Here is a 23,504-nt window from a genome sequence, read left to right on the forward strand (position 1 = left end):
GTTATTATTTCTTTGTAAGAAAAACCTGTATAATACCGAAGATATGGTTCGGAAGTTTCTACCGGATAACCGTAAATTATCCGACTACAGGAAAAGAGATTGTTTTTATGTATTTACCAACAAATATTTAAAAAATAACAATCCCTCTTCCTAGTGGAAGAGGGAATTTTTTTTATAGGAGGAAGAACGGTGGATAAATTTTTTAAGATCTCTGAATCCGGAAGTACAGTTAAAAATGAAATATTTGGTGGTATAGCAACATTTTTAACAATGGCTTATATTATTTTTGTAAATCCATCAATATTATCAAGTGCTATAAAAGTTGATGGAGCATATGGAGCATTAATGGTTGCAACTATATTGGGTGGAGCTGTTGCAACATTAACAATGGGGTTATTGGCTAATTATCCATTTGCATTAGCACCAGGAATGGGATTAAATGCTTATTTTACATATACTGTAGTTATGAAAATGGGAGTAGATTGGAGAGTTGCTTTAGGAGCTGTTTTTATAGAAGGATTAATTTTTATTTTAATAACCTTAGTTGGAGTAAGAACATATATAGCTAATGCAATTCCTCATTCAATAAAAATTGCAACAAGTGCTGGGATAGGATTATTTATAACTTTTATTGGTTTGAAAAATGCTGGAATAGTTGTTTCTGATCCAGCAACATATTTAGCACTTGGAAAAATAACGACACCAGAAGCATTGACTACAATTATAGGTCTTTTAATAATAGCAGCATTGTATGCATTGAGAGTACCTGGTTCAATATTAATAGGTATTCTATTGGCTACAATTTTTGGAGCTTTTGTTGGAATTACAAAATTTAATGGTGTTTTTGGACCAATTCCAAATATTGCACCTACATTTTTTAAATTAAAATTAACAGGAGCATCTCTTATAGATCCAAGTTTTTGGGTAATAGTATTGACTTTTTTCTTTGTTGATTTTTTTGATACAACAGGAACTCTTATGGGGCTTGCTAATTCAGCAGGAATGACAGATAAAGAAGGAAATTTACCTCGTGCAACCAAAGCTTATATGGCTGATGCAACTGGTACTTCAATAGGAGCTTTATTTGGTACGTCAACAGTTACGACTTATATAGAAAGTGGTGCAGGTATTGCACAAGGAGCAAGAACTGGTCTTGCATCTGTAGTAACAGCTGGATTAATGTTATTAATGCTTTTTATGTCACCTCTTGCATCATCTATTCCAGCGGCTGCAACTGCTCCTGCATTAATATTTGTAGGGTCATTAATGATAAAAAATTTAAAAATAATAGATTGGGATGATACGACAGAAGGATTACCTGCTTTTATAACATTAGTAATGATGCCTTTGACTTATTCTATTGCTACTGGTATTACTCTTGGAATGATTGTATATCCAATAGTAAAATTATTTAGCGGTAAAGCAAAAGATGTTCATTGGCTAACATGGGTACTTGGATTCTTATTCATTCTTTACTTGATATATCTAAGATAATAAATAATATAATACTACCAACCTTTATACATTAGGCTACACCATATTTGGTGTAGTCCCCTTTTTTTAAAGAAATATAAATAAATTTTATTTTAAATATTTATCTACTATTTTTTGATAACTACCATCTTTTTTCAACTTATCTAAAGCATTTTGAAACTCTTTTATAATAGAGTCAGGTGTATTTTTATTGAATGCATAGTATAAATCTGCAGTGGATAAAATATAAACCATTTCATAATCATTAGGTTTTATATTCAATATTTTCATTTCCCATTTAGAACCAAGTTCATCATACGTAAATAAATCAATTCTTCCAGCAGCTAATTTTTTTAAAGAATTATCAACTGCTCCTGTTCCACCAACACGTTCTAAGCTCTTGAGAGGAATTCCATTTTCTGTAAGTAATTGTTCTCCAACATCTTCTATAATTGTACCAGTTTTATATTTTAATATATCTTTGAGTTCTTTTATTTTAATATTTCTTTCTTTTTTTGCAAGTATACCTTCTTTTATTTGATAAATAGGGCCAACCCATTTAAATAAATTTTCTCTTGCTTTTGTTCTTGTTGTTGAGAATAAACAGGTATTTTTTTCATTTAAAGCAATTTTATAACCTCTTGCCCATGGAAGTACTTGTATATCTTTAACGGTTAATTTTGAGTTCATTTCTTTTAACATCAATCCAATTAAATCAACTGCTATACCTTGTAATTTCCCATCTTTTTCATAGTTTAATGGAGCAAAATTTTCTGTCATTATTTTTAAATTGCTTGCGGTTACAGAAAATATCATACCATTAAACAAAATTAAAGAACACAACAAAAATCCCAAAAAAATTTTTTTCATAAAAAATCACCTCCTATACTTATTATATCATAAATTAAATTTAAATTAATTTTTTATTAATGTTTTTTTGTTATTGAAATAAAAAAACAAAAGATAATTAACTATTGTTTTATTTATTTTCATTTTACTTGAACTATTTTTTAATGAGGTCACATTTTATGGTACAATTCAATTAGTATGAATAATTATATTTTTTCATGATGATTGTACTGAATTTATGTAAAAATATAAATATTAAAAAGGAGATTAATATGAAGGCAGAAATAATAAGTGTTGGAACAGAATTATTACTAGGTGACATAGTAAATACAAATGCACAATTTATATCTCAAAAACTCTCAGAATTGGGGTTTGATGTATACTATCAAACAACAGTTGGAGATAATGAAGAAAGATTGAAGAAAGCTATTAAAAATGCTTTTGAAAGAGCTGATTTAATTATTACAACGGGAGGTCTTGGACCAACAAAGGATGATTTAACCAAAGAAACAATTGCAAAATATTTTAATAAAAAATTAATTTTACACAATGAATCTTTTGATAAATTAAAATTCTTTTTTAAAGATAAAAAAATGACTGAAAATAATAAAAAACAATGCTATTTTCCAGAAGGTGCTACAATAATTCAAAATAAAAATGGAACTGCTCCAGGATGTATTATTGAAAAAAACGATAAAATTGCTATTCTTTTACCAGGGCCACCAAAAGAAATGAAACCAATGTTTTTAAATACTGTATTTCCATATTTAAAAAAACAAACAAATGAAATTTTATTTTCAAAGATACTTAGAGTCATTGGAGTTGGAGAAAGTGAAGCTGAAACATTAATAAAATCATTAATAGAAAATCAAAACAATCCAACAATAGCTCCTTATGCTAAAGATGGAGAAATGTTTTTTAGAATAACAGCAAAAGCAAAAAATAAAATGGAAGCATTAGAATTAATAAATCCAATATCAAAAAAAATTAAGGATATTTTAAAAAATAATGTTTATGCAGAAGGGAATACTCCTATTGAAGAAGTAGTTGCAAAATTATTGATAGAAAAAAATTTAAAGATATCAGTTGCAGAATCTTGTACTGGTGGTATGGTGAGTTCTAAATTAATAAACTATCCAGGAATATCTTCTGTTTTTTTGGAAGGAATAGTAACTTATAGTAATGAATCAAAAATAAATAGATTGAATGTTTCTAAAAAAACATTAGAAACATATGGTGCAATTAGTAAACAGGTAGCAAAAGAAATGGTAGAAGGAATTGTAAAAAATTCAAATAGCAATATTGGATTATCAACTACAGGAATTGCAGGCCCTAGTGGAGGAACAAAAGAAAAACCAGTTGGATTAGTATACATAGGAATCTATATTAATGGAAAAACAATAATTAAAAAATTAAATTTACATGGAAATAGAGAAAAAATTAGAAGTAGGACGACTAAAATAATTTTAGATCAACTAAGAAGAGAATTAATAAAAACTAAAGTTCATTCATAAAATTATATGAAATAACAACAAACATTATTATTTTTTTTAATTTTATATTTAAAAATGAATTTAATAAAAAGCCTATGATATAATGAAATTAGAGGTGATAAAAGTGAAGAAGTTGCCAATAGGAGTACAAGACTTTAAAGAGTTAATAACAAATTATATATACATAGATAAAACAAAATATTTATATGAATTAATAACAAGTGGAAAATTTTATTTTTTATCACGCCCAAGAAGATTTGGAAAGAGTTTAACGGTATCAACACTGTACTATCTATTTAAAGGAGAAAAAGAATTATTTAAGGGTACATACATATACGACAAATGGGAGTTCAAAGAATATCCAGTGATAAAAATAGATATGTCAGATAATACATTAACCACATATGAAGAATTTATAGAATCATTAAAAGATAAAATAAATAAAATATATAAAGAAGAAGGAATAACACCAACAACAAAAGATTTACCAACGATGTTTGGAAATATAATAGAAGATTTAAATAAAAAAAATAAAGAAAGAACAGTAATACTAATAGATGAATATGAATCACCAATATTAGAACATCTAAACAATAAAGAAGAAGCAGAAAAAATAAGAAGATTTTTAAGAGAGTTCTATAAAAAAATAAAATCAAAAGACGAATACATAAAGTTTGTATTCATGACAGGAATAACAAAGTTCACAAAAACAGGAGTATTTTCAGCATTGAACAACTTAAATGATATATCATTAGATAAAACATACGCACAGATGTTGGGATACACACAAGAAGAGTTGGAAAGTAACTTTAAAGAGCACATAAAAGAAACAGCAGTTGAGATGAAGATGGAAGAAAAAGAGTTATTAAAAAACTTAAAAATGTACTACAATGGATTTTCATTTGATGGAGAAAGTTCTGTATACAATCCATTTTCAATATTAAAATTTTTTAAAAAAAGAGAATTTGAAAACTATTGGTTTGAAAGTGGATCACCATCATTTTTATATGAATACATAAAAGGGAAGAAGATAAGATACGAAGACTTAGTGAAGTATCCGGTGAGCGAACTCGATTTTTCAACCCGAGAAATAGAAGAAGCAAATGCAAGTATATTCTTTACCCAAGCAGGATACTTGACCTTTAAAGGAATAAAAAGATTAGGATTGAGAAAAAAGTACATATTAGACTATCCAAATATAGAAGTAAAAAACAGCTTTTCAAAGATAATATTAGAAGCAAACTATGGAATAAGAGAAACAGAACAAATAGAAACCACAATATATGAAAGAATATATGAAAAAGACATAGAAGGAATAATAAAAGAAATAAAAAGAATAATAAGTGCAATACCATACAACTTGCATAAAAAAGAAGAAAGTTACTATCATTCATTGATATATACAATATTAGCATCAGCAGGACTGAACGTAACAGCAGAAGAATTAACGAACTTAGGAAGAAGCGATATAGTAATAGAGGAAGACGTCATATACATAATGGAAATAAAGATAGACAAGAGTGCAGAAAAAGCTTTGAATCAAATAAAAGAAATGAAGTACTATGAAAAATACAAAGGGAAAGAAATTTATATAATAGGAATAAACATAAACTCAGAAAAAAGGAACATAGACGAATACAAAATAGAAAAGATATAATCCCAGCGGGTGCTGGGATATTTTTTTATAAAAACTCATAACTTTTAAAAATATTATCCATAAAAAGCGTGAAAGTAACGATGAAAAATAGTGAAAAATCAAAGTAAAAAAATGGTCTTACCCAAGAAGAGTAGACGAGACCATAAAAAATTTTGTGTAAATAAAAAAATAAAACCTTCTTCTTGGGATGGTAAAATAAAACCAGGAAGGAGGTTTTTAAAATGGAAAGAAGGAAAAAAGAAGAAAAAGAAGAAAGCAACATTGAAAAATTAGCAAGATTAATAGCAAGGGATCCAGAGGTAAACACAATAAAAGATGTATATGAAAAGATAAAAGAATTAGTGGGACCGTTAATACAAGGGATGTTAGAAGCAGAATTAGAAGATGAATTAGGTTATGGGAAATATGATAAAGAAAACAAGAAAACAGATGATTCTAGTCCTTGTGTAAAAGTCAAGTAGAAAATGTAAGAAAAAGGCAAAATAAAAATGAATAAAAAAATAATTATTTTTTAGAATTGAAAATAAGTTTGTCTTTAAGCCTGTAAGAAGGACCTTTAATAGAAACGATATGAGAATGATGAATAAGTCTATCTAAAATAGCGTTAGCCAAAGTAGGATCACTAAAAACATTAGCCCATTTACTAAAAGGTTGGTTAGTAGTAATAATAGTAGACTTCTTCTCATAGCGTTTATTAATAAGTTGAAAAAACAAATTAGCGCTAAATGTTTAATGTATAATAAAAGTAAGCCAGGAATACAATTGAAAAATGGGCCATGAAGGAAAAATGCCCCTTAGAAGTGGCGATCCAGAGGACGGAGGGATGTTGGTTGTTGGTATATTCGATGTTTAATAGTAAATAGAAAAACAGGAAGAGAAACACCCCTCCGATAACCACTCGTCCCCTCAAGGGGACAATTATAAAGCGAAAATATTATGACATAATATACGCTTCCACAAATGAAAGTGTTTAAAGTATAAAAAAAGAAAGCCAGGGAAAAAAAGAAAAAAGGATCATGAAGGAAAAATGCCCCTTAGAAGTGGCGAGTCCAGAGGACGGAGGGATGTTGGTTGTTGGTATATTCGATGTTTAATAGTAAATAGAAAAACAGGAAGAGAAACACCCCTCCGAAAAACCCACGTCCCCTCAAGGGGACAATTATAAAGCGAAAATATTAAGACGTGATAGAAGATGACTTTTATAATGACTTTGATATGCTCAAGGGGAGAATTATAAACCTTAAATATTATGACATAATATACGCTTCCACAAATGAAAGTGTTTAAAGTATAAAAAAAGAAAGTCAGGAATAAAAAAGAAAAAAGGATCAGGAAGGGAAAATATGATAAACTCTTCATTAAAAATACATTTTAAAGAATATATAAAAGATGCAAATAATACAGAAATAAGTTATGAATTATTTTTGTATGAGACATAAAAAAAAGAATATGAAAGATTATTAGATTCAAGATTAAAAAGTAAGATAAGAACAGCAAATTTCTCACAAAAAAAGTATATAGAAGATTTAGAAATAGAATATTTACCATAAAAAATTAAAAGTATTATCTACATTAGAATTTATACAAACAAATCAGAATGTAATATTATCTGGTAATCCTGGAACAGGGAAAACTCATATAAGCAATATGACTTGGTATGAAAGCATTTAAAGCTATCTAACCAACCACCTAACCAACCAACCAACCAACTAATGTACTCTTGAAAAAATATTTTTAATTACACTCACCTTCTTAGCATTAAAAATCTAATACTTTTTTATTTTTTATCTGATGAATCCCCAATACAATCAAAGAAAAAAACACAAATAGTATTATAATCATGTAACTAATAGCATTGACGCCTCCCAAATCTGGTCTCACTATTATATAAGGTAAAATTAATATTATTAGTGTAAATATCGTTTCTATATTTACAGCTTTAACGTCTGATTTAAAAAGTAAGCGTGAAATAATACCTCCATTTGATGCTATAATTGCTGAACATAATGGTATTATTATTAACGTTTCTAATGGAATACTTATATCGACAAAAACATACTTTAATAATGTGCTCATTTCAATTGTAGAAATAATTGAATATATTATCCCCAATAAAAGTGGTAAAATTATTTTTACTATATAAAAATTCAATGGTTTTATTCCAGAAGATAATAAAAACTCTAACGTTTCATCCATTCTTTCAAATCTTATGGAGTTGTCAGAAAAATTACCCGTTACACCCAAAGGCATTAGTCCTGAAAATAAAATTATAATATCCCTATAAGAAAAAGGGGAAAAAGGAGTTTTAGGCATAAATAAAAGTGCTGGAAAAATGAAAATAATTGCTATAGATCAATAAATTTCTCTTTTTTGATACTTTAAATACTTTAAATCCTTATAAAAAATTGCCAATATTGTATCTATTTTACTCACCTCAAATTTCTTAATTATCAATAAAATAAACATAAAAAACATTGAAAAATTTTTAGGTCTATCTTCTAATAACAAAATCAAATACATTGTTGGTAAATATATTAATTTTAACACATAGAACGTTTTTTATTTACTGAAATAAATTCTTGAAGCTCTTTATAAAAAATTATTATTATTTCATTCAACAAAATCTTCAATTAAATCTTGCTTCATTTCATAAATTTTTTCAACAGAGGTATTTAAAAATGGATTTGGATAAGTACTTTTAATTTTATCAAATAAAAAATTCAAATCTTCTTTTAACATCATTCCATTAAAAAATTTGCTTGAAAAAGTTATTGAAATAGCAAAAATCAATAAAATAAACATGAATATTCTCTTCATCTTTCCCTCCTAAAAATAAAAGTTTATGTTACTGTGATCTATTTTGTTTTTTGAATATATTGCAAAAATTATACTATATTCTTTTCTTTCTAATAAAAATCCATTTATATAAATTTTATATATAAAGTTTTTTATATTTTTTACAATCATATTCTAATATTACCATTATAGAAATTGGAACTTTAATTATATTAAATTTTAGCTTCAACATACCTATATTTTTATTTGAATAATTAAAAATTATATTATTTTTTTGATAAAAATTTAATGAAATGAGTTCAGAGTTGATGTAGGTACTTTTTGTTATTATATTTTATTATAATTATAACACCAAATTTTATTATTTATGATTTTAAAATCAACAAAATGATGTGGAAAAAAATAATCCACACCATTAATTAATATTCTAAAAGGTACCTTTATTATATTTATTTTAGAAAGTTCAAATTTGTTTTTTTCTAAATCAATTAAAATAATTTTTGCTTTCTTTGAATCTAAAATACTTAAAATGGGAATTAACCCTCAGAAAGTTTTAATTCTTCTAATCTAAATCCAGCTGAACAAAAAATGGTTCCTGCATCATTTCCAAAATCATTTGGAAAATTGTCTATAGGTCTATTAATTAAATTTTGTGCTTTTCCTCCACCAGAATATAAATGATATTTTTCGTAGGTTCATATTTTGCTCCTTTCCTTTCTTATTTTTTTATTATTTTAATAAATGCTCTTATATTTGAAGAAAATTTAAATTATGTGATCTGACCCCAAAAAAATGATATAATTAATAGTAGAATACGAAATTTTTAATATTTATTTTGATTGGAGGAAAAAATGTTTTTTGATAACATCCCAAAAGAAACTTCCATAAATAAAATTTCACAACCATCTTTTTTTGAAGGTGGTGAAGAAGCAGTTCTTTTAATACATGGATATACGGGAACTCCACATGATATGAGATATTTAGGTCATATGTTACACAAAGCTGGTTTTACAGTTTCAATACCACGTCTACCTGGTCATGGAACTAATTCTATTGATTTTCAAAATTCAAATTGGAAAGACTGGTTAAGAAAGGTAACAGATGAATATATAGATTTGAAGTATAAATATAAAGAAGTTTATATTTCTGGACTATCTATGGGTGGAGTTTTAACTTTGATATTAGCTTCAAAATTTAAACCTAAAAAAATAGCATTGGCTGCACCAGCCATTGAAGCAAAAAATAAAAAAATAAAAATAACTCCTTTTTTAAAATATTTTATAAAAAAATTGATAGAAAATATAAAGAAGTTCATGAAGATGAAAATTTAAATAAATTAGCAAAGGAATATTGGCATCATAATTGGATAAATAAAGCTGCTGATTTAAGAAAACTCCAAAAAATTTCATTAAAATGTTTATCTGAAGTTGAAGCAGATACATTAACTATCTTATCTAAAACAGATGGTTCTGTACCACTTGTTGTTGGAGATATTATAGAAAATAATATAAATTCTAAAAATAAAAAGAAAATAATTTTGGAAAAAAGCCATCATGTTCTTGTAAATGATATAAAAAGAGAGTATGTTGCTCAAGAAATAATAAAATGGTTTAAAAGTTAATTATATTAATCATAAATATTGCGGAGGTGAACTTTATGGCATTATCAGAAAAGATAGAGAAGATGTTCAACGAACAAATAAATAAATAAAGAATTTTATTCAGCTTATTTGTACTTAGCTATGGCATCTTACTTTGAAGAACAAAACTTACCAGGTTTTGCAAATTGGATGAGAATACAGTTTCAAGAAGAAGCACACGCATTTAAATTTTTTGATTATTTGGTTGAAAGAGGTGGACATGTAGAGTTAGAAAAAATTGAAAAGCCAAAAACAACTTGGGAAAATCCTATTGATGCTTTTAATGATGTTTATGCTCATGAACAATTTATATCTAAATCAATAAATGAAATTTTTAAAGTTGCAAGAGAAGAAAATGATTATCCAACAGAAACTTTTATTCATTGGTTCATAATGGAACAAGTTGAAGAAGAAAAGAATGCTAAAGAAATATTGGATAGACTATCTATGATTAAAGACAATATTCAACCTCTTTTTATGCTTGATTCAGAACTTGCAAAAAGAGTATTTACACCACTAGTATAATAAAATGGGCTTTAGCCCATTTTATTAATGCAATGGTCGTTGAATTAGGAAGCTCCATTGCTTTAGCTGTGGGAGAATTCATACTATGATTTTAATTATAAAGAATAGATGTATGGTTTTGAAATTCTAAAGGAGCCATGCATCTTAATTTTTTTTATTTTTTTGATTCAGAAAATCGTTATCCTAACAAAGGTATTCTATTTTCTATCGATGATTCCTCCACTAATTTTTGATTTTGTTTTATAATTTATTATTAACTTACAAAATGTGTGAATATTACAAAGAACGAAATACGTTTTTTAGAAAATTTGAACGGCGAATGTTTTATTTTTTCGCTATTTTCCATCGTTACATTCACGCATTTTATGAGTTATTACATTAAAATTATAATATTAAATAGAACTTTAGTTGAGTAATTTTTTATATTTTATTAATTTTTTTTAAAATAAAAAAATTAAAAAGAAATAACAAAGTATAAAATTAATTCTGATATAAAAAATTTCTTTTTAACTTATATGCGTTTATTTTTTTTTAATAATGTAAGATATTTTAAACATACATATGTTAAAATGTACGATAGAAAGGTATATTTAAAAAGGGGGAGAAAGAATGTTTTCATTTTTTAATCCAACAAGAATATTTTTTGGTAATGATGTAATAAAAGATAATTTTAATTATATTGATGAACTTGGTAATAAAGCTTTAATTGTAACTGGTAAAAATTCTGCAAAAGTTAGTGGAGCTCTTGAAGATATTTTAAGTGCTTTAAAAAAATTAAATAAAGAATGGGTTATTTTTGACGAAATTAAAGAAAATCCGACTTATGATTTAATTGAAAAAGGTAAAAAAGTGGGATTAAATGAAAATGTTGATTTTGTAATAGGAATTGGCGGTGGAAGTCCAATGGATGCATCTAAAGCAATATCTATATTAATAGCAAATGATTTTTTATCTGTAGAAGAATTATACAATGGAGATTATGATGTTGCTTTACCAATTGTTGAAGTTCCAACTACTTCTGGAACAGGAAGTGAGGTTACTCAATATTCCGTTTTAACTTCTATGGAAGGTAAAAAAGCTGGTTTTAGTAGCGAAGTTAATTTTCCAGATGTTTGTTTTATTGATCCAAAATATACGTTGAAACTTTCAAAAGCATTAACTTTAACTACAGCAATAGATGCTTTATCCCATGCTGTTGAAGGTAGTATTTCAACAAAAGCAACTGATATATCTGATTTAATGGCAAAAGAATCAATTAAATTAATAAAAGAGAATTTAATGAATAGTTTGGATAATTTAGATAATATTAAATATAGAGAAAATTTATCAAAGGCTTCTATGCTTGCTGGTATGGTAATAGCTCAAACAGGAACAACTTTACCACACTCACTTGGATATTCTGTTACTGTTAAGTATGGCGTTAGACATGGTATTGCTACAGCTATATTTTTACCAAATGTTTTAAAGAAAATAGAAAAAGAAAATCCAAAAAAATTAAATGTATTAAAAAATGTATTTGAAAGTTTAGAAAACTTTGAAAACTTTTTAAATGAAGTTGGTATTTTTAATAACTTACCAAAATTAAAAGAAGAAGATATTATTAGTTTTTCTAATACAGTTATTAAATCTTCTCATGTAAAGGTTACACCAGCTACATTTACAGTAGAAGATATTAAAAAGTTATATTTGGAGGTTTTTGAATGATAGTAAAATTAAAGAAAAATATTAAATCTCGTGTAGCTAATGGTCACCCTTGGATATATGAAAATGAAATAGAAAGTGTTGAAGGTAATCCAAATCCAGGAGATATTGTTTCTGTTTTTAGAGGAAGTAATTTTTTAGGGAAAGGTTATTACAATCAAAATTCTTTAATAAGAGTTAGGATCTTAACAAGGAAAAATGTAGAAATAGATAAAGAGTTTTTCAAAGATAAAATAGAAAAAGCTTTAAATTATAGAAATTTAATATATCCAAACAGTAATACTTATCGCTTAATATTTGGAGAAAGCGATGGACTCCCAGGTTTAATAATAGATAAGTTTGATGATTATATATCAATGCAAATTAATACTTTGGGAATATTTTTAAGAAAAAATTATATAGTTGAATCATTAATAGAATTATTAAATCCAAAAGGAATTTATGAAAAAGATGATGAGAGAAGTTCTAAAATTGAAAAGTTTGAAATGACTAATAAATGGATATATAAAAGTGGTCCGGAATTAATTCCTTTTACTTTAAATGGCATAACTTTTTTTGCAGACACTTTAGGACAAAAAACTGGATTTTTCCTTGATCAAAGAAATAATGCTCTTGAAACGGCAAAATATTCAAAGGATAAAACTGTTCTTGATGCTTTTACCTATACTGGAAACTTTGGTGTTCATTGTTTAAATGCTGGAGCTAAACATGTAACTTTTGTTGATTATTCAGAGAGATCATTATATGTTCTTGAACAAACTTTGAAGATAAATAATTTTGATAGTTCAAGATATGAAATAATAAATGCTAATACTTTTGATTATTTAAGAACATTAGATTCAATTGGTAAACTATATGATGTTACAATAATAGATCCACCATCAATGGCTAAATCAAGAAAAGTAAAAAATGGTGCAATAAGAGGTTATAAAGAATTAAATTTAAGAGCTATGAAGATAACAAAAAGTGGAGGTTTTTTATCTACTTCTTCGTGTACTCAAATAATTTATGATGAAGAGTTTAAAAAAATAATTTATTCAGCAGGTGAAGATACAAAAAAAATTTTAAAAGTTATTTTTAGAGGTTATCAATCTCCTGATCATCCAATAAATTTAAATATTTTAGAAACAGAATATTTAAAACACATGCTAATAAAAGTAGAAAATATCGATAATTTTTAGGAGGTGTTTAAAAGATGTTTTTTTATGATTCAACACTTATATTATTAATACCAGCATTTATTTTTTCTGTAATAGCTCAAATGAAAGTAAAGAGTACTTTTAATAAATATTCAAGAAAAATGTCTACAATGGGTGAAAGTGGCGCATCTTTTGCAAGAAGAATGTTAGATTCTATGGGACTTTTTGATGTAAAAATAGAAAATGTTAATGGATATTTGAGCGATCATTATGATCCAACATCAAAAATTTTGAGATTATCAAATGCAACATACAACAATAAATCAGTTGCTGCAATAGGTGTTGCAGCTCATGAAGTTGGACATGCAATTCAACATTCAAAAGGATATAAACCGCTTGCTTTAAGAAGTGCAGTTGTACCTATGGCAAACTTTGGTTCTAACTTATCGTGGTTAATATTTTTTGGAGGTTTCATATTTAATGCTCCGTTATTATTGAATATAGGAATAATATTGTTTTCTTTTGTTGTTGCTTTTACATTAATAACTTTACCAGTAGAATTTGATGCAAGTAGAAGAGCTTTAAAGCAACTACCAATGTTAGGAATGCCAAATAGTGAAGTTTCAATGGTAAAAAGTGTTTTAACTTCTGCAGCTATGACATATGTTGCAGCAGCAGCAGTTGCAATATTACAATTAATTAGAATGATACTTTTATCGAGAAGAGATTAGTATGGTAAGAAGTATAGCTTTTAAAATTTTAAAAAAGTTTGATAAAAGATATAAAGTTTCTATTGAAGATATAAATATTGCGAAAGATATTTTAAATGACTTACAAATAAGAGAATTAAAAGGAATGGTTTGGGGAACTATAAGAAATTTAACTAAAATAGATTATATCCTTTCAAAATTTGTAAAAAACTTTAATAAAAACACACCAGCCTCAAAAACAATTTTAAGGCTGGGTGTTTATCAATTATTAGCTGGATATGATGAACATGCAGTTGTTTATGAAACGGTTGAACTTGCAAAAAATAAAAAATTAAAAGGATTTATAAATGCAGTTTTAAGAAAGTGCATTAGAGAAATTGAAAGTATGGAATTTCCAGAAAACATAAAGTATTCGTATCCAAAGTGGATTTACGATTATATAAAAAAGAATTATTCTTTTTATAAAGAAATATTAGAAAAACATATTTATCCTTCAAATCTTGTTTTAAGAGTTAATACATTAAAAACAAATAGAAAAGAGTTAAGTAAACTATTGCAAGATAAAAAATGGGATGTGGCTGAAACTATTCATAGTTCTTATGCAATAGAAGTTTTAAATTTAAATGAAGTGCCAGAATATTCTAATGAATATAAAAATGGATATTTTTATATTCAAAATGAATCTTCTCAACTCGTTCCAATAATTATGAATCCAAATGAAAATGATATGATTTTAGATATGTGTTCAGCACCAGGAGGAAAAACAACCTTTATTTCTCAATTGATGAATAATAAAGGTAAAATAATAGCTTTAGATAATGATTTTGATAGAATTTCAATGGTTTCAGAAAATATAAAAAGACTTGGTATTCTTAATACAAGTACAGAATTAATTTCTGCTTCAGAATATAAATCAAGTATAAAGTTTGATAAAATATTAATGGATGTTCCATGTTCTTCAATAGGAACTTCATCAATACATCCAGAAGTTATTTTAAGAACAAATAAAAAAGATACTTTAAATTATCAGAAGATACAAAGAGAAATAATAAAAAACTCTTTTAATTTGATAAAAAAAGATGGAAAAGTTATTTATTCAACGTGTACAATTTTTAAAGAAGAAAATACTGATAATATGAAATGGATATCAAAAAATTATAATGTTGAATTTATTGATTTTTCAAAAGAGTTAAAAAATATGAATGTAAAATATTACTATGATGGATACGGATATTATATAATTCCAGATGATACTTTAATACCTTTTTATATTTGTAAATATAAGGTTAGATAGAAAAATTAGGAGGAAAAAATGAAAAAAAATGTATTGGATTTTACTTTTGAAGAATTAGAAGGTTATATAACTCAAAAGTTGGAAATGAAAAAATTTAGAGCTACTCAAATAGCTGATTGGATTTATAAAAAACATATTTATGAATTTGATAATATGAAGAATATTTCAAAAGATGATAGATATTTATTAAATGAGAATTTGTATATAGGAATACCAGAAATAAAGGCAGTACAAGAATCTAAAATTGATGGAACTACAAAATTTTTATTTGAACTTGAAGATGGGAGTACTGTTGAATCAGTAATTTTATTTTATCCTAATAGAGTTTCTGCATGTATTTCTACACAAGTTGGTTGTGCATTAAAATGTAAATTTTGTTCAACAGGAGCTTCTGGATTTGTAAGAGATATGACAGCAGGAGAAATAGTTTCTCAAATACTTGCAATGGAAGAAGTAAAAAATATAAACATAAATAATATAGTTTATATGGGAATGGGTGAACCATTTTTAAATTATGATAATGTAATTAAAAGTATAAAAATTTTAAATGATAAAAAAATGAAATGTCTTGGTGGAAGACACATAACTGTTTCAACTTCTGGTATAGTAGAAAAAATAGAAGAATTAGGTGATTTACCAATAGAAGTAAGGCTTTCTGTTTCATTACATGCACCAAACAATGAAATAAGAGATAAAATTATGCCTATAAACAATAAATATCCAATTGAACAAGTAATTCAAGGATGTAAAGATTATCAAGAAAAAACAAATAAAAGAGTTACTATGGAATATATAATGATAAGAGGATTGAATGATTCAGAAGAAAATGCAAGAGAACTTGCAAAATTAATACAAGATTTAAAAGTGATGGTTAATTTAATACCAGTTAATCCTAATCCAGCAGGATATGAAAGACCATCAAAAAAATTTATAGATCAATTTGCTAAAATTTTAATTGAAAATGGTATTGATGTTACAATAAGAGCAGAAAAAGGTACTGATATAGATGCAGCTTGTGGACAGCTTAGAAGACGAAATGAAAAAAAATGAGGTGTTTTTTAAATGAACTTATTTTTGAAAATTATTAAATCAATATTTTTTTTCTTATCTGGTTGTTTTGTAGCAGCAGTAGCTGCTTTTCTGTTTATGACTGTATGGGTAAACTCTGCTAAAGTTGTAGAAGTTCCTTATATAATAGGAGAATCAGAGGATATAGCCATTAAAGCATTAAAAGAAAAACACCTTCAACCAAATATAGAAGGTACAGGTAATAAGGTTTTATATACTGAACCAGGACCTGGATCTAAAGTAAAAGAAGGGCATCATATTATAGTACAGCTTAGAAATATTGAAAAACAAAAAGTACCAGATTTAATTGGAATACCAGGTGAAGTTGCAGAGCAGTTTTTAATTGAATATAAGATACCATATATAATACAAAAGATAAAAACATATCAAAAAAGAAATAATGGAATTGTTATTTCAACAGAACCAGAACCTGGAAAAACTTATGGTGAAAATAAAGTTAAAATAAATATAGGTATTTATGAGGGTGTGAATGAATGAATTGGGAAAAAGGAATTGTTATGAGATTTCATTCTAATACTGTTTCAATTATGAATACAAAAACAAAGAAAAGAGAAGAATGTGTTCTTAGAGGTAAATTTAAAAAACAAAAAATAAGACCCATAGTTGGAGATTATGTAGAATATACTTTAAATGAACAAGAAGAATATGGGAAAATAGAAAATATTCTTCCAAGAAAAAATAACTTATATAGACCTAAAATTGCTAATGTTGATCAAGCAATTTTAGTTACTACATTAAAAAATCCATTTGTAGATGCTTTAATTGTAGATAAATTTTTAATTCAAGTTGAAAAAATGGGTATAGACTGTGCTATTGTAGTAAATAAAGTTGATTTACTACAGACTTCTGAAGAAAAAGAATTATTACAATTATTTCTTGACACCTATTCGCCATTATATACAACTCTTCCTGTTTCTTCAGTTACAGGAGAAAATATAGATAAATTAAAGATAATTTTTAAAGATAAGATAAGTACTATGGCTGGTATGTCTGGTGTTGGAAAATCAAGTTTGTTAAATAGTATAAATACTGGTTTAAAATTAAGAGTTGGAGAAATATCAGATAAATTAAAAAGAGGGAAACATACAACAACTTATACAGAACTTCTTCACTTTGATTTTGGTGGATTTATAGCAGATACACCAGGTTTTTCAAATTTAGAGTTAAGAGGTTTTAATAAAGATGAAATAAGAGATTATTTTATAGAATTTTTAGAATTTTCTCCTTATTGTGGTTTTTCAGATTGTTCTCATACGGTAGAACCATACTGTATGATAAAAGAAAAATATGAAATGGGAGAAATTGCTTCGAGTCGATATGAAGATTATGTATTTATTTATGAAGAATTAAAAAAAAGAGGTGATAAAAGATGGTAAAAATATTTCCGTCAATACTCGCTGCAAACTTTGCTAATCTTGAAAAAGATTTAAAAAATGTTGAAAATAATGTAGATGGATTTCACATGGATATAATGGATGGTAGATTTGTTCCAAACATATCTTTTGGTTTTCCTGTTTTAGAGTCATTGAGGAAAATAACAAATAAATATTTTGATACACATTTAATGATAGTAGAACCAGACAATTATATAGAAAGATTTTCAAAAGTTTCTGATTCTATAACAGTTCATTATGAAGCAACAACACATCTTCATAGAACTATTTCTCAAATAAAAAAGTTTGATTGTGAAGCTGGAGTTTCTTTAAATCCTCATACACCAGTATCACTTTTAGAAGAAATTTTACCATATTTAGATAAGGTGCTTATAATGAGTGTTAATCCTGGATTTGGTGGCCAAAAATTTATAGAAACAACTTATAATAAAATAAGAAAATTAAAAGATATGAATTCAAATGTAGAAATAATGATTGATGGTGGAGTTAATCCAAATAATATAGATAAATTAGTAAAAGCAGGAGCATCGTCCTTTGTTGTTGGATCTGCTGTTTTTAAAACTTCTGATCCAAATAAAGCAATAAAAGAAATGAGGGATATATTATGAAAGCTTTTTTAGCTACTTCAAATAAACATAAAGTTGAAGAATTAAATTATATTTCTCCAAATTGGATAGAAGTATCTCCAATATCTGATTTGTTTAACGAATTTAATCCAGAAGAAACTGGTAGCACTTTTATTGAAAATTCAGTAATAAAAGCAGTTACTGGTGGAAATAAAATAAAAAAAATAGTTTTAGCAGATGATTCGGGACTTTGTATAGAATCATTAGATGGATTTCCTGGAATAAAATCTTCAAGGTTTATGGAAGGACGTACATATGAAGAAAAAATGAAAGCAATTTTTAAAATGTTAGAAGGAAAAGATAGAAAGGCTTATTTTGCGTGTGCAGCGACTTATTATAATCCAATGACTAATCAATTGATTTCATATGAAGGAAGAGTATATGGAAAGATCTCTGAAGTAATACGGGGTCATGAAGGATTTGGATACGATCCATTTTTTATACCAGATGGATATAGTGAAACATTTGGAATTCTTGGGAATAATGTAAAAAAAGAAATAAGTCATAGAGCTCGTGCATTTAATGGTTTATTTAATATATTGAATAAAATTATATGAAAGTAGTATTAACTATAGTTAATACTACTTTTTAATTATGTGTGTTTATGTATATACAGTTTTTAAATTTATGATTTTTTTAATTATTTTGATTTAAATGTATATATTTGGGTTTGACAAAAGATATGTAATATGTTATTATCAATCTTGTGTTTTTAAAAATTATAGAGGGAGGAATGAATTATGTTTAATACTGGGAACACTGCATTTATGCTTCTTGCAACAAGTCTTGTCATGTTAATGACTCCTGGTCTTGCCTTTTTTTATGGTGGACTTGTTGGAAGAAAAAATACATTAAGTATTATGATGCAAAGCTTTGTTTCGCTTGGTGTAACTACAATTATGTGGTTTGCTGTTGGATATTCTTTGAGCTTTAGTGGAGACGTTTGGGGAATTATAGGTAATTTAAATCATGCTTTTTTACACGGAATAAAAGTAACAGATGTTTTTTCTGTAAATGATAATATTCCAATTATAGTATTTATAGCATATCAAATGATGTTTGCTATAATTACACCAGCTTTGATTACAGGAGCATTCGCTGATAGGGTTAAATTCAAGGCTTATTTAGTATTTTTAGTATTTTGGCAATTATTAGTTTATTACCCATTTACACATATGGTATGGGGCGGAGGATTCCTTCAAAATTGGGGAGTTCTTGATTTTGCTGGTGGAATTGTTGTTCATACAACCGCTGGATTTGCAGCATTGGCTTCTGTACTTTATGTTGGTAAAAGGAAAAATAGAAAAATGGAACCACACAGTATACCACTTGTTGCACTTGGAACTGCTTTATTATGGTTTGGATGGTATGGATTTAATGCAGGTAGTGAATTAAAGGTTGATGAAATAACTTCAATTGCATTTTTAAATACAGATATTGCAGCATCTTTTGCTTCAATAACATGGTTAATAATTGACTGGAAAAGAGCAAGAAAACCAAAATTCCTTGGATTCTTAACTGGTGCAGTTGCAGGACTTGCAACAATAACACCAGCTGCAGGTTTTGTAACCTTACCTGTTGCTGCTTTAATAGGTATATTAGCTGGAATAGTTTGCTATCTTGCTGTTGAAGTTAAAGTAAAAAGAGATTGGGATGATGCCTTGGATGTTTGGGGAGTTCATGGAATGGGAGGTTTCATGGGTGTTATTTTCTTGGGACTCTTTGCAACCAAAAGCGTAAATCCTAATGGAGCTAATGGACTCTTTTATGGGGGAGCAGGATTTTTTATGAAAGAAATAATTGCAGCAGTATTTGCAGCTGTTTATGCATTTGTATTTACATATATAATGCTTATAATAATCAATAAATTTACTCCAGTAACAGTAAAGAAACAAGAACAAGAACATCTTGATGAAAGCTTACATGGAGAAGATGCTTATATATAAATTAATAAAAACAATAAAACGCTCACAAGATTTGTGGGCGTTTTATTATTAGGTTAAAAATGTGTTATAATTATAGTGTGAGGGTGTGTTTAAAAAAAGGAGGGATACTTATGATTTTTGCGAAAAAAGAAGGAGAACCTTTTGATATTTTTGAAGTTTCGGATGAAACAAAGTATAAAATTTATCAAACTCTACCTTATGATGGAATAGAGTACATTGATTTTAATGTTACTAAGGAGTATAGAATACAGTTATTAAAAGTAGTTGATGTAAAAGATGATTTTGATGTTTATATTTCTTATAACCCTGACAAAGAACATGTTTTAAAAATTATGGAAGAATTTTCTGAAAAAGTTTTAGTTTTAATTAATAAAAAAGATGATGAAAAACATTGGTTTTATAATTCGGTAATGCACGAAATGATAAATCAATATAAGAGATTTTTAAAACAAAATCATATAAACTTCATTGAAGAAATAGAATCTGAAAAAGTTGTTTTCATATTAAAAAAATAGAGCTTTAAGCTCTATTTTTTTAATATATTAAGTATGTTCTCAATAATTATATTACCTTTTAAATTAGCTCTAACTTTATTTCCTCCACCTTTTACATCATATTTTTGAATAATATTTTTTGATAGTTCTTTACAGTCAATAGTATTTGAAGTAATAGTATACTCTCCATCTTTACCAAAGATATAAGTGAAGTCTTTGAAGTATTTTATTAAATTTTTAGCAACATCATTATTTTCTTCATATACAATAATATTGTCTTTAGAATTTTTTATTAAAAATTCAGATAATAATTTGGCATGTTCTTCACTGAGTTTTTTTAAATCTTTTTTTAATTCCTTTTTTTCTTCTAATAAACTTTTGATTCTTTCATTTAAGGATTCAATAGAAGTTGTTAAGTTTATAGATAATGATTTTAATAGAGTGTTTTTATAATTATAATCATTTAAGGCTCTTTTCCCAGCTACATAATAAATTCTTGTTAAATTACCTTTTATTTTTTCTTTATTTATTATTTTGATTAGTCCTATTTCTGCAGTATTATTGACATGAAAACCACCACAAGGATTAATATCAAAATCACCAATTTTTATTAATCTTACTTTTCCTGTTACTTTACTACTTAAAGGTTTTCTCAATTTATATTTTTCTATTTCAGATTTTTCAATTAATATTTTTTCAACTTCTATATGTTTTTGAATAATATTATTAGAAAGATCTTCTATATTTTTAATTTTTTCATCACTAAGATTTGAACAATCAATATCTACGGTTGTATAGTTTTTACTCATGTGAAATCCTTTAGTTTCATAGTTGTATTTTTGTTCAAAAGAAGCAGATATAATATGTTGTGCAGTGTGTTGTTGTGCAATATCTATTCTGTTTTTTAAGTCAATATTATATTCATATGATCCTGGTTTTAACTCTTTGTCAATTAATATATAATCCTTTAATACCTCTATTATATTTGCATCTTTTATAGTTCCTCTATCTCCAAGTTGTCCGCCTTTTCCATCTGGATAAAATGGAAAATTCTCAACTTTGATTTTATAAATATCATTATATTTTATAGTTTCTAATATATTTATAGTCAAAATTATCACTTCCTCACTTATTTTGAAGTTTTTTCTATATAATGATTTATATCAATATCAATAAAATCAAATGAATTTTCAATTTTTTTAGACCATTTTAAGTTTTGTGGATGTTCTATTCTTGTTGAAAGCATAGTTTCAGCTCCAATTAAATTTGAAAGTTCAAGTGCTTTTTTTATATTTAATATTCCTCCAAATTTTGTTATATCTAATACAAAACCTGTTCCAATATTATTTATTCTTAAAATATCTTCCATTTTTTCAATAGATTCATCCCAAAATATGGCATAATCCAGAGCAAAGTCAGAAACATGATATTCTCTTCCTGGAGGAACAGGTTGTTCAATAGCTATTATGTTATAAGTATATATTTCTTTTAATAACTTTCTTAGTTCATAATGATTATATTTTCCTCTAAAATCTAACCATAAATTTTTATTACCACAAAGTTTTAATGTTTCTAATACATCTTTATAAGATGGTTTTTCTAAAAATTCAATTTTTATATTTTTTTTGTTTATAATATTTAATATATTTAAATCTTTTTTCCAAAAAATTTTTTGAAGAGTAGTATTTTCAGCTTTTTGTTTTTTAAAAAACATTTTAGAAATATCTAAACTTTTTTTATTATTTATATAATCACATATTGAAAGAGAAACTGCTGTTTTAGATGCCATATCTTTTTTTACTAAGTTATTCATTTGTTCTTCAAAGTCATATAAATTACCAAGATCTTTAAAATTTTCTGTTAATCTTCTAAGTAATTCAATTACTGCCATTGTTGTTTTAAATGTTTCACCATACAAAGATTCTGGAGTGGCTGCTCCAATACCTTCATATCCATCTTTATCTATTATTTTAAAAACAATATGTTCTTTCCATTCTGAATTTAAATTTTTTAAAATGCTACGCTCTTGCCAATAATAAACATCTCTTTCACGTTTCATTTTAACCCTCCCATTATTAACATCCAAATAAATGAAAGTGCTGTACCATAGATAATTGAGTAAATAATTTCTTTATCTTTTCTTTTTTCAAATAGCATTTTATATATTATTCCAGCAATTATTGCAATTAATGCTAAAATATATTGATGTGCCATTATAAATATAAAAACTGCAAGTCTTTCTGATGTACCAGTAGTATCTTTTTTCCCTTTTGGAAGTATATTAAAAGTTCTAAAAATATAACTTCCTATACTAGTTGTTATTAATAATCCAAGAATATATATTTGAAATGGATTTGATATATAAGAATCTAAATAATAATTATTCATAGGTATTGAAAGTATTAAAAATGATAATGAACTAATTGTTTCAAAAAGTAAAGTGCTTCCTTTTTTTATTCTGAAAAAATCTAAAGCAACATGAATTAAAAAGGCTAAAACTGCAAATAATTTTCCTAAATTATTTGTATCAAAATTGAAAATAAAAAACACTACTGCAGCCCAAATCATGTGTTTATAATAATTTTTTTTGTCTAAAAAATCTTTTGAGTAAACATCAGAAAAAGCAAAATCACTAATTAAATGACTTAAAAATAAATTTATTTGAAACATATTGTGCCT

Annotated in this window: 24 protein-coding genes, 2 pseudogenes and 1 riboswitch; of the genes and pseudogenes, 18 read left to right on the plus strand and 8 right to left on the minus strand. The window is 26.2% G+C overall.

Going from position 1 to position 23,504, the window contains the following annotated elements; translation table 11 throughout:
• Positions 1-5 precede the first annotated feature (5 nt).
• A riboswitch (purine riboswitch) is annotated at positions 6-107 on the plus strand.
• Positions 108-189: 82 nt separating this feature from the next.
• The gene (locus IGS63_RS06195) at positions 190-1,494 is read left to right on the plus strand and encodes an NCS2 family permease (protein ID WP_190613395.1); all 1,305 of its coding nucleotides are present in this window, start codon (positions 190-192) and stop codon (positions 1,492-1,494) included.
• Positions 1,495-1,581: 87 nt separating this feature from the next.
• Here IGS63_RS06195 and IGS63_RS06200 read toward each other — a convergent pair whose 3' ends face one another.
• Positions 1,582-2,343, minus strand: a complete 762-nt coding sequence (locus IGS63_RS06200; protein ID WP_190613397.1) for a substrate-binding periplasmic protein — start codon at positions 2,341-2,343, stop codon at positions 1,582-1,584.
• Between the two features lie 251 nt (positions 2,344-2,594).
• Between IGS63_RS06200 and IGS63_RS06205 the strand changes: the two genes are divergently transcribed.
• The 3 genes and pseudogenes from IGS63_RS06205 to IGS63_RS06215 form a co-directional block, all read left to right on the plus strand.
• Positions 2,595-3,836, plus strand: coding sequence for a competence/damage-inducible protein A (locus tag IGS63_RS06205; RefSeq protein ID WP_190613399.1), 1,242 nt, complete (start codon positions 2,595-2,597; stop codon positions 3,834-3,836).
• Positions 3,837-3,939: 103 nt separating this feature from the next.
• Positions 3,940-5,472 carry an ATP-binding protein gene (locus tag IGS63_RS06210; protein ID WP_190613400.1) on the plus strand — a complete coding sequence of 511 codons (1,533 nt, stop codon included), beginning with the start codon at positions 3,940-3,942 and terminating at the stop codon, positions 5,470-5,472.
• Between the two features lie 221 nt (positions 5,473-5,693).
• Positions 5,694-5,909, plus strand: a pseudogene (locus tag IGS63_RS06215) (IS256 family transposase); the annotation flags it as partial.
• A gap of 67 nt (positions 5,910-5,976) precedes the next feature.
• Here the strand turns inward: IGS63_RS06215 and IGS63_RS06220 are convergent.
• A pseudogene (locus IGS63_RS06220) lies at positions 5,977-6,192 on the minus strand (ATP-binding protein); the annotation flags it as partial.
• An 819-nt stretch (positions 6,193-7,011) separates the two neighbouring features.
• On the opposite strand from IGS63_RS06220, the gene IGS63_RS11845 reads away from it, so the two are divergent.
• Positions 7,012-7,143, plus strand: coding sequence for an ATP-binding protein (locus IGS63_RS11845; RefSeq protein ID WP_190616123.1), 132 nt, complete (start codon positions 7,012-7,014; stop codon positions 7,141-7,143).
• An 87-nt stretch (positions 7,144-7,230) separates the two neighbouring features.
• Here the strand turns inward: IGS63_RS11845 and IGS63_RS06230 are convergent, their stop codons facing one another.
• The 3 genes from IGS63_RS06230 to IGS63_RS06240 all read right to left on the minus strand — a co-directional run bounded on the left by IGS63_RS06230 (position 7,231) and on the right by IGS63_RS06240 (position 8,289).
• Entirely contained in the window at positions 7,231-7,722 is a 492-nt protein-coding gene (locus IGS63_RS06230; RefSeq protein WP_190613403.1) for a hypothetical protein, read from the minus strand.
• Positions 7,723-7,824: 102 nt separating this feature from the next.
• Positions 7,825-8,019, minus strand: a complete 195-nt coding sequence (locus tag IGS63_RS06235; RefSeq protein ID WP_190613405.1) for a hypothetical protein — start codon at positions 8,017-8,019, stop codon at positions 7,825-7,827.
• 63 nt (positions 8,020-8,082) lie between these two features.
• The gene (locus tag IGS63_RS06240) at positions 8,083-8,289 is read right to left on the minus strand and encodes a hypothetical protein (protein ID WP_190613407.1); all 207 of its coding nucleotides are present in this window, start codon (positions 8,287-8,289) and stop codon (positions 8,083-8,085) included.
• Between the two features lie 830 nt (positions 8,290-9,119).
• Here IGS63_RS06240 and IGS63_RS11730 point away from each other — a divergent pair.
• The 13 genes from IGS63_RS11730 to IGS63_RS06305 all read left to right on the plus strand — a co-directional run bounded on the left by IGS63_RS11730 (position 9,120) and on the right by IGS63_RS06305 (position 20,846).
• Positions 9,120-9,599 (plus strand): alpha/beta hydrolase, encoded by a 480-nt coding sequence (locus IGS63_RS11730; protein WP_232521147.1) that lies wholly within the window; start codon positions 9,120-9,122, stop codon positions 9,597-9,599.
• 371 nt (positions 9,600-9,970) lie between these two features.
• Positions 9,971-10,432: a ferritin gene (locus tag IGS63_RS06250; protein WP_269777955.1), complete on the plus strand. Its 462-nt coding sequence runs from the start codon at positions 9,971-9,973 to the stop codon at positions 10,430-10,432.
• 609 nt (positions 10,433-11,041) lie between these two features.
• Entirely contained in the window at positions 11,042-12,136 is a 1,095-nt protein-coding gene (locus IGS63_RS06255; RefSeq protein WP_190613410.1) for an iron-containing alcohol dehydrogenase family protein, read from the plus strand.
• The gene (locus tag IGS63_RS06260; protein ID WP_190613412.1) at positions 12,133-13,314 is read left to right on the plus strand and encodes a class I SAM-dependent rRNA methyltransferase; all 1,182 of its coding nucleotides are present in this window, start codon (positions 12,133-12,135) and stop codon (positions 13,312-13,314) included. Before IGS63_RS06255 ends, IGS63_RS06260 begins: the two co-directional genes overlap by 4 nt.
• Positions 13,315-13,328: 14 nt before the next feature.
• On the plus strand, positions 13,329-14,003 hold the full coding sequence (locus IGS63_RS06265; RefSeq protein ID WP_190613413.1) for a zinc metallopeptidase: 675 nt from the start codon (positions 13,329-13,331) through the stop codon (positions 14,001-14,003).
• 1 nt (position 14,004) lies between these two features.
• Entirely contained in the window at positions 14,005-15,276 is a 1,272-nt protein-coding gene (locus IGS63_RS06270; RefSeq protein ID WP_190613415.1) for a transcription antitermination factor NusB, read from the plus strand.
• A gap of 18 nt (positions 15,277-15,294) precedes the next feature.
• Entirely contained in the window at positions 15,295-16,326 is a 1,032-nt protein-coding gene (gene rlmN / locus IGS63_RS06275; RefSeq protein ID WP_190613417.1) for a dual-specificity RNA methyltransferase RlmN, read from the plus strand.
• Positions 16,327-16,338: 12 nt separating this feature from the next.
• Positions 16,339-16,842, plus strand: a complete 504-nt coding sequence (locus IGS63_RS06280; protein ID WP_190613419.1) for a PASTA domain-containing protein — start codon at positions 16,339-16,341, stop codon at positions 16,840-16,842.
• Complete coding sequence (rsgA, locus tag IGS63_RS06285) at positions 16,839-17,741, plus strand: ribosome small subunit-dependent GTPase A (protein WP_190613420.1); 903 nt, start codon at positions 16,839-16,841, stop codon at positions 17,739-17,741. The genes IGS63_RS06280 and rsgA overlap by 4 nt, the downstream gene beginning before the upstream one ends.
• Positions 17,735-18,367 carry a ribulose-phosphate 3-epimerase gene (rpe, locus tag IGS63_RS06290; protein WP_190613421.1) on the plus strand — a complete coding sequence of 211 codons (633 nt, stop codon included), beginning with the start codon at positions 17,735-17,737 and terminating at the stop codon, positions 18,365-18,367. Before rsgA ends, rpe begins: the two co-directional genes overlap by 7 nt.
• Complete coding sequence (gene rdgB, locus IGS63_RS06295; protein WP_190613422.1) at positions 18,364-18,942, plus strand: RdgB/HAM1 family non-canonical purine NTP pyrophosphatase; 579 nt, start codon at positions 18,364-18,366, stop codon at positions 18,940-18,942. Before rpe ends, rdgB begins: the two co-directional genes overlap by 4 nt.
• A 183-nt stretch (positions 18,943-19,125) precedes the next feature.
• Positions 19,126-20,331 (plus strand): ammonium transporter, encoded by a 1,206-nt coding sequence (locus IGS63_RS06300; protein ID WP_190613423.1) that lies wholly within the window; start codon positions 19,126-19,128, stop codon positions 20,329-20,331.
• Between the two features lie 110 nt (positions 20,332-20,441).
• Positions 20,442-20,846 (plus strand): hypothetical protein, encoded by a 405-nt coding sequence (locus IGS63_RS06305; protein WP_190613424.1) that lies wholly within the window; start codon positions 20,442-20,444, stop codon positions 20,844-20,846.
• A gap of 11 nt (positions 20,847-20,857) precedes the next feature.
• On the opposite strand, the gene IGS63_RS06310 is transcribed toward IGS63_RS06305, so the two are convergent.
• From IGS63_RS06310 to IGS63_RS06320, 3 genes are read right to left on the minus strand one after another with little or no spacing between them, the layout of a single operon-like run.
• Positions 20,858-21,937, minus strand: coding sequence for an alanyl-tRNA editing protein (locus IGS63_RS06310; protein ID WP_190613425.1), 1,080 nt, complete (start codon positions 21,935-21,937; stop codon positions 20,858-20,860).
• A gap of 17 nt (positions 21,938-21,954) precedes the next feature.
• A complete protein-coding gene (locus IGS63_RS06315) occupies positions 21,955-22,884 on the minus strand; it encodes an enolase C-terminal domain-like protein (RefSeq protein WP_190613426.1) in 930 nt (309 codons plus the stop codon).
• A complete protein-coding gene (locus IGS63_RS06320; protein WP_190613427.1) occupies positions 22,881-23,495 on the minus strand; it encodes a hypothetical protein in 615 nt (204 codons plus the stop codon). The genes IGS63_RS06315 and IGS63_RS06320 overlap by 4 nt, the downstream gene beginning before the upstream one ends.
• Positions 23,496-23,504 lie beyond the last annotated feature (9 nt).

Source organism: Tepiditoga spiralis (genome assembly GCF_014701195.1).
In the GTDB taxonomy this organism is placed as follows: domain Bacteria; phylum Thermotogota; class Thermotogae; order Petrotogales; family Petrotogaceae; genus Tepiditoga; species Tepiditoga spiralis.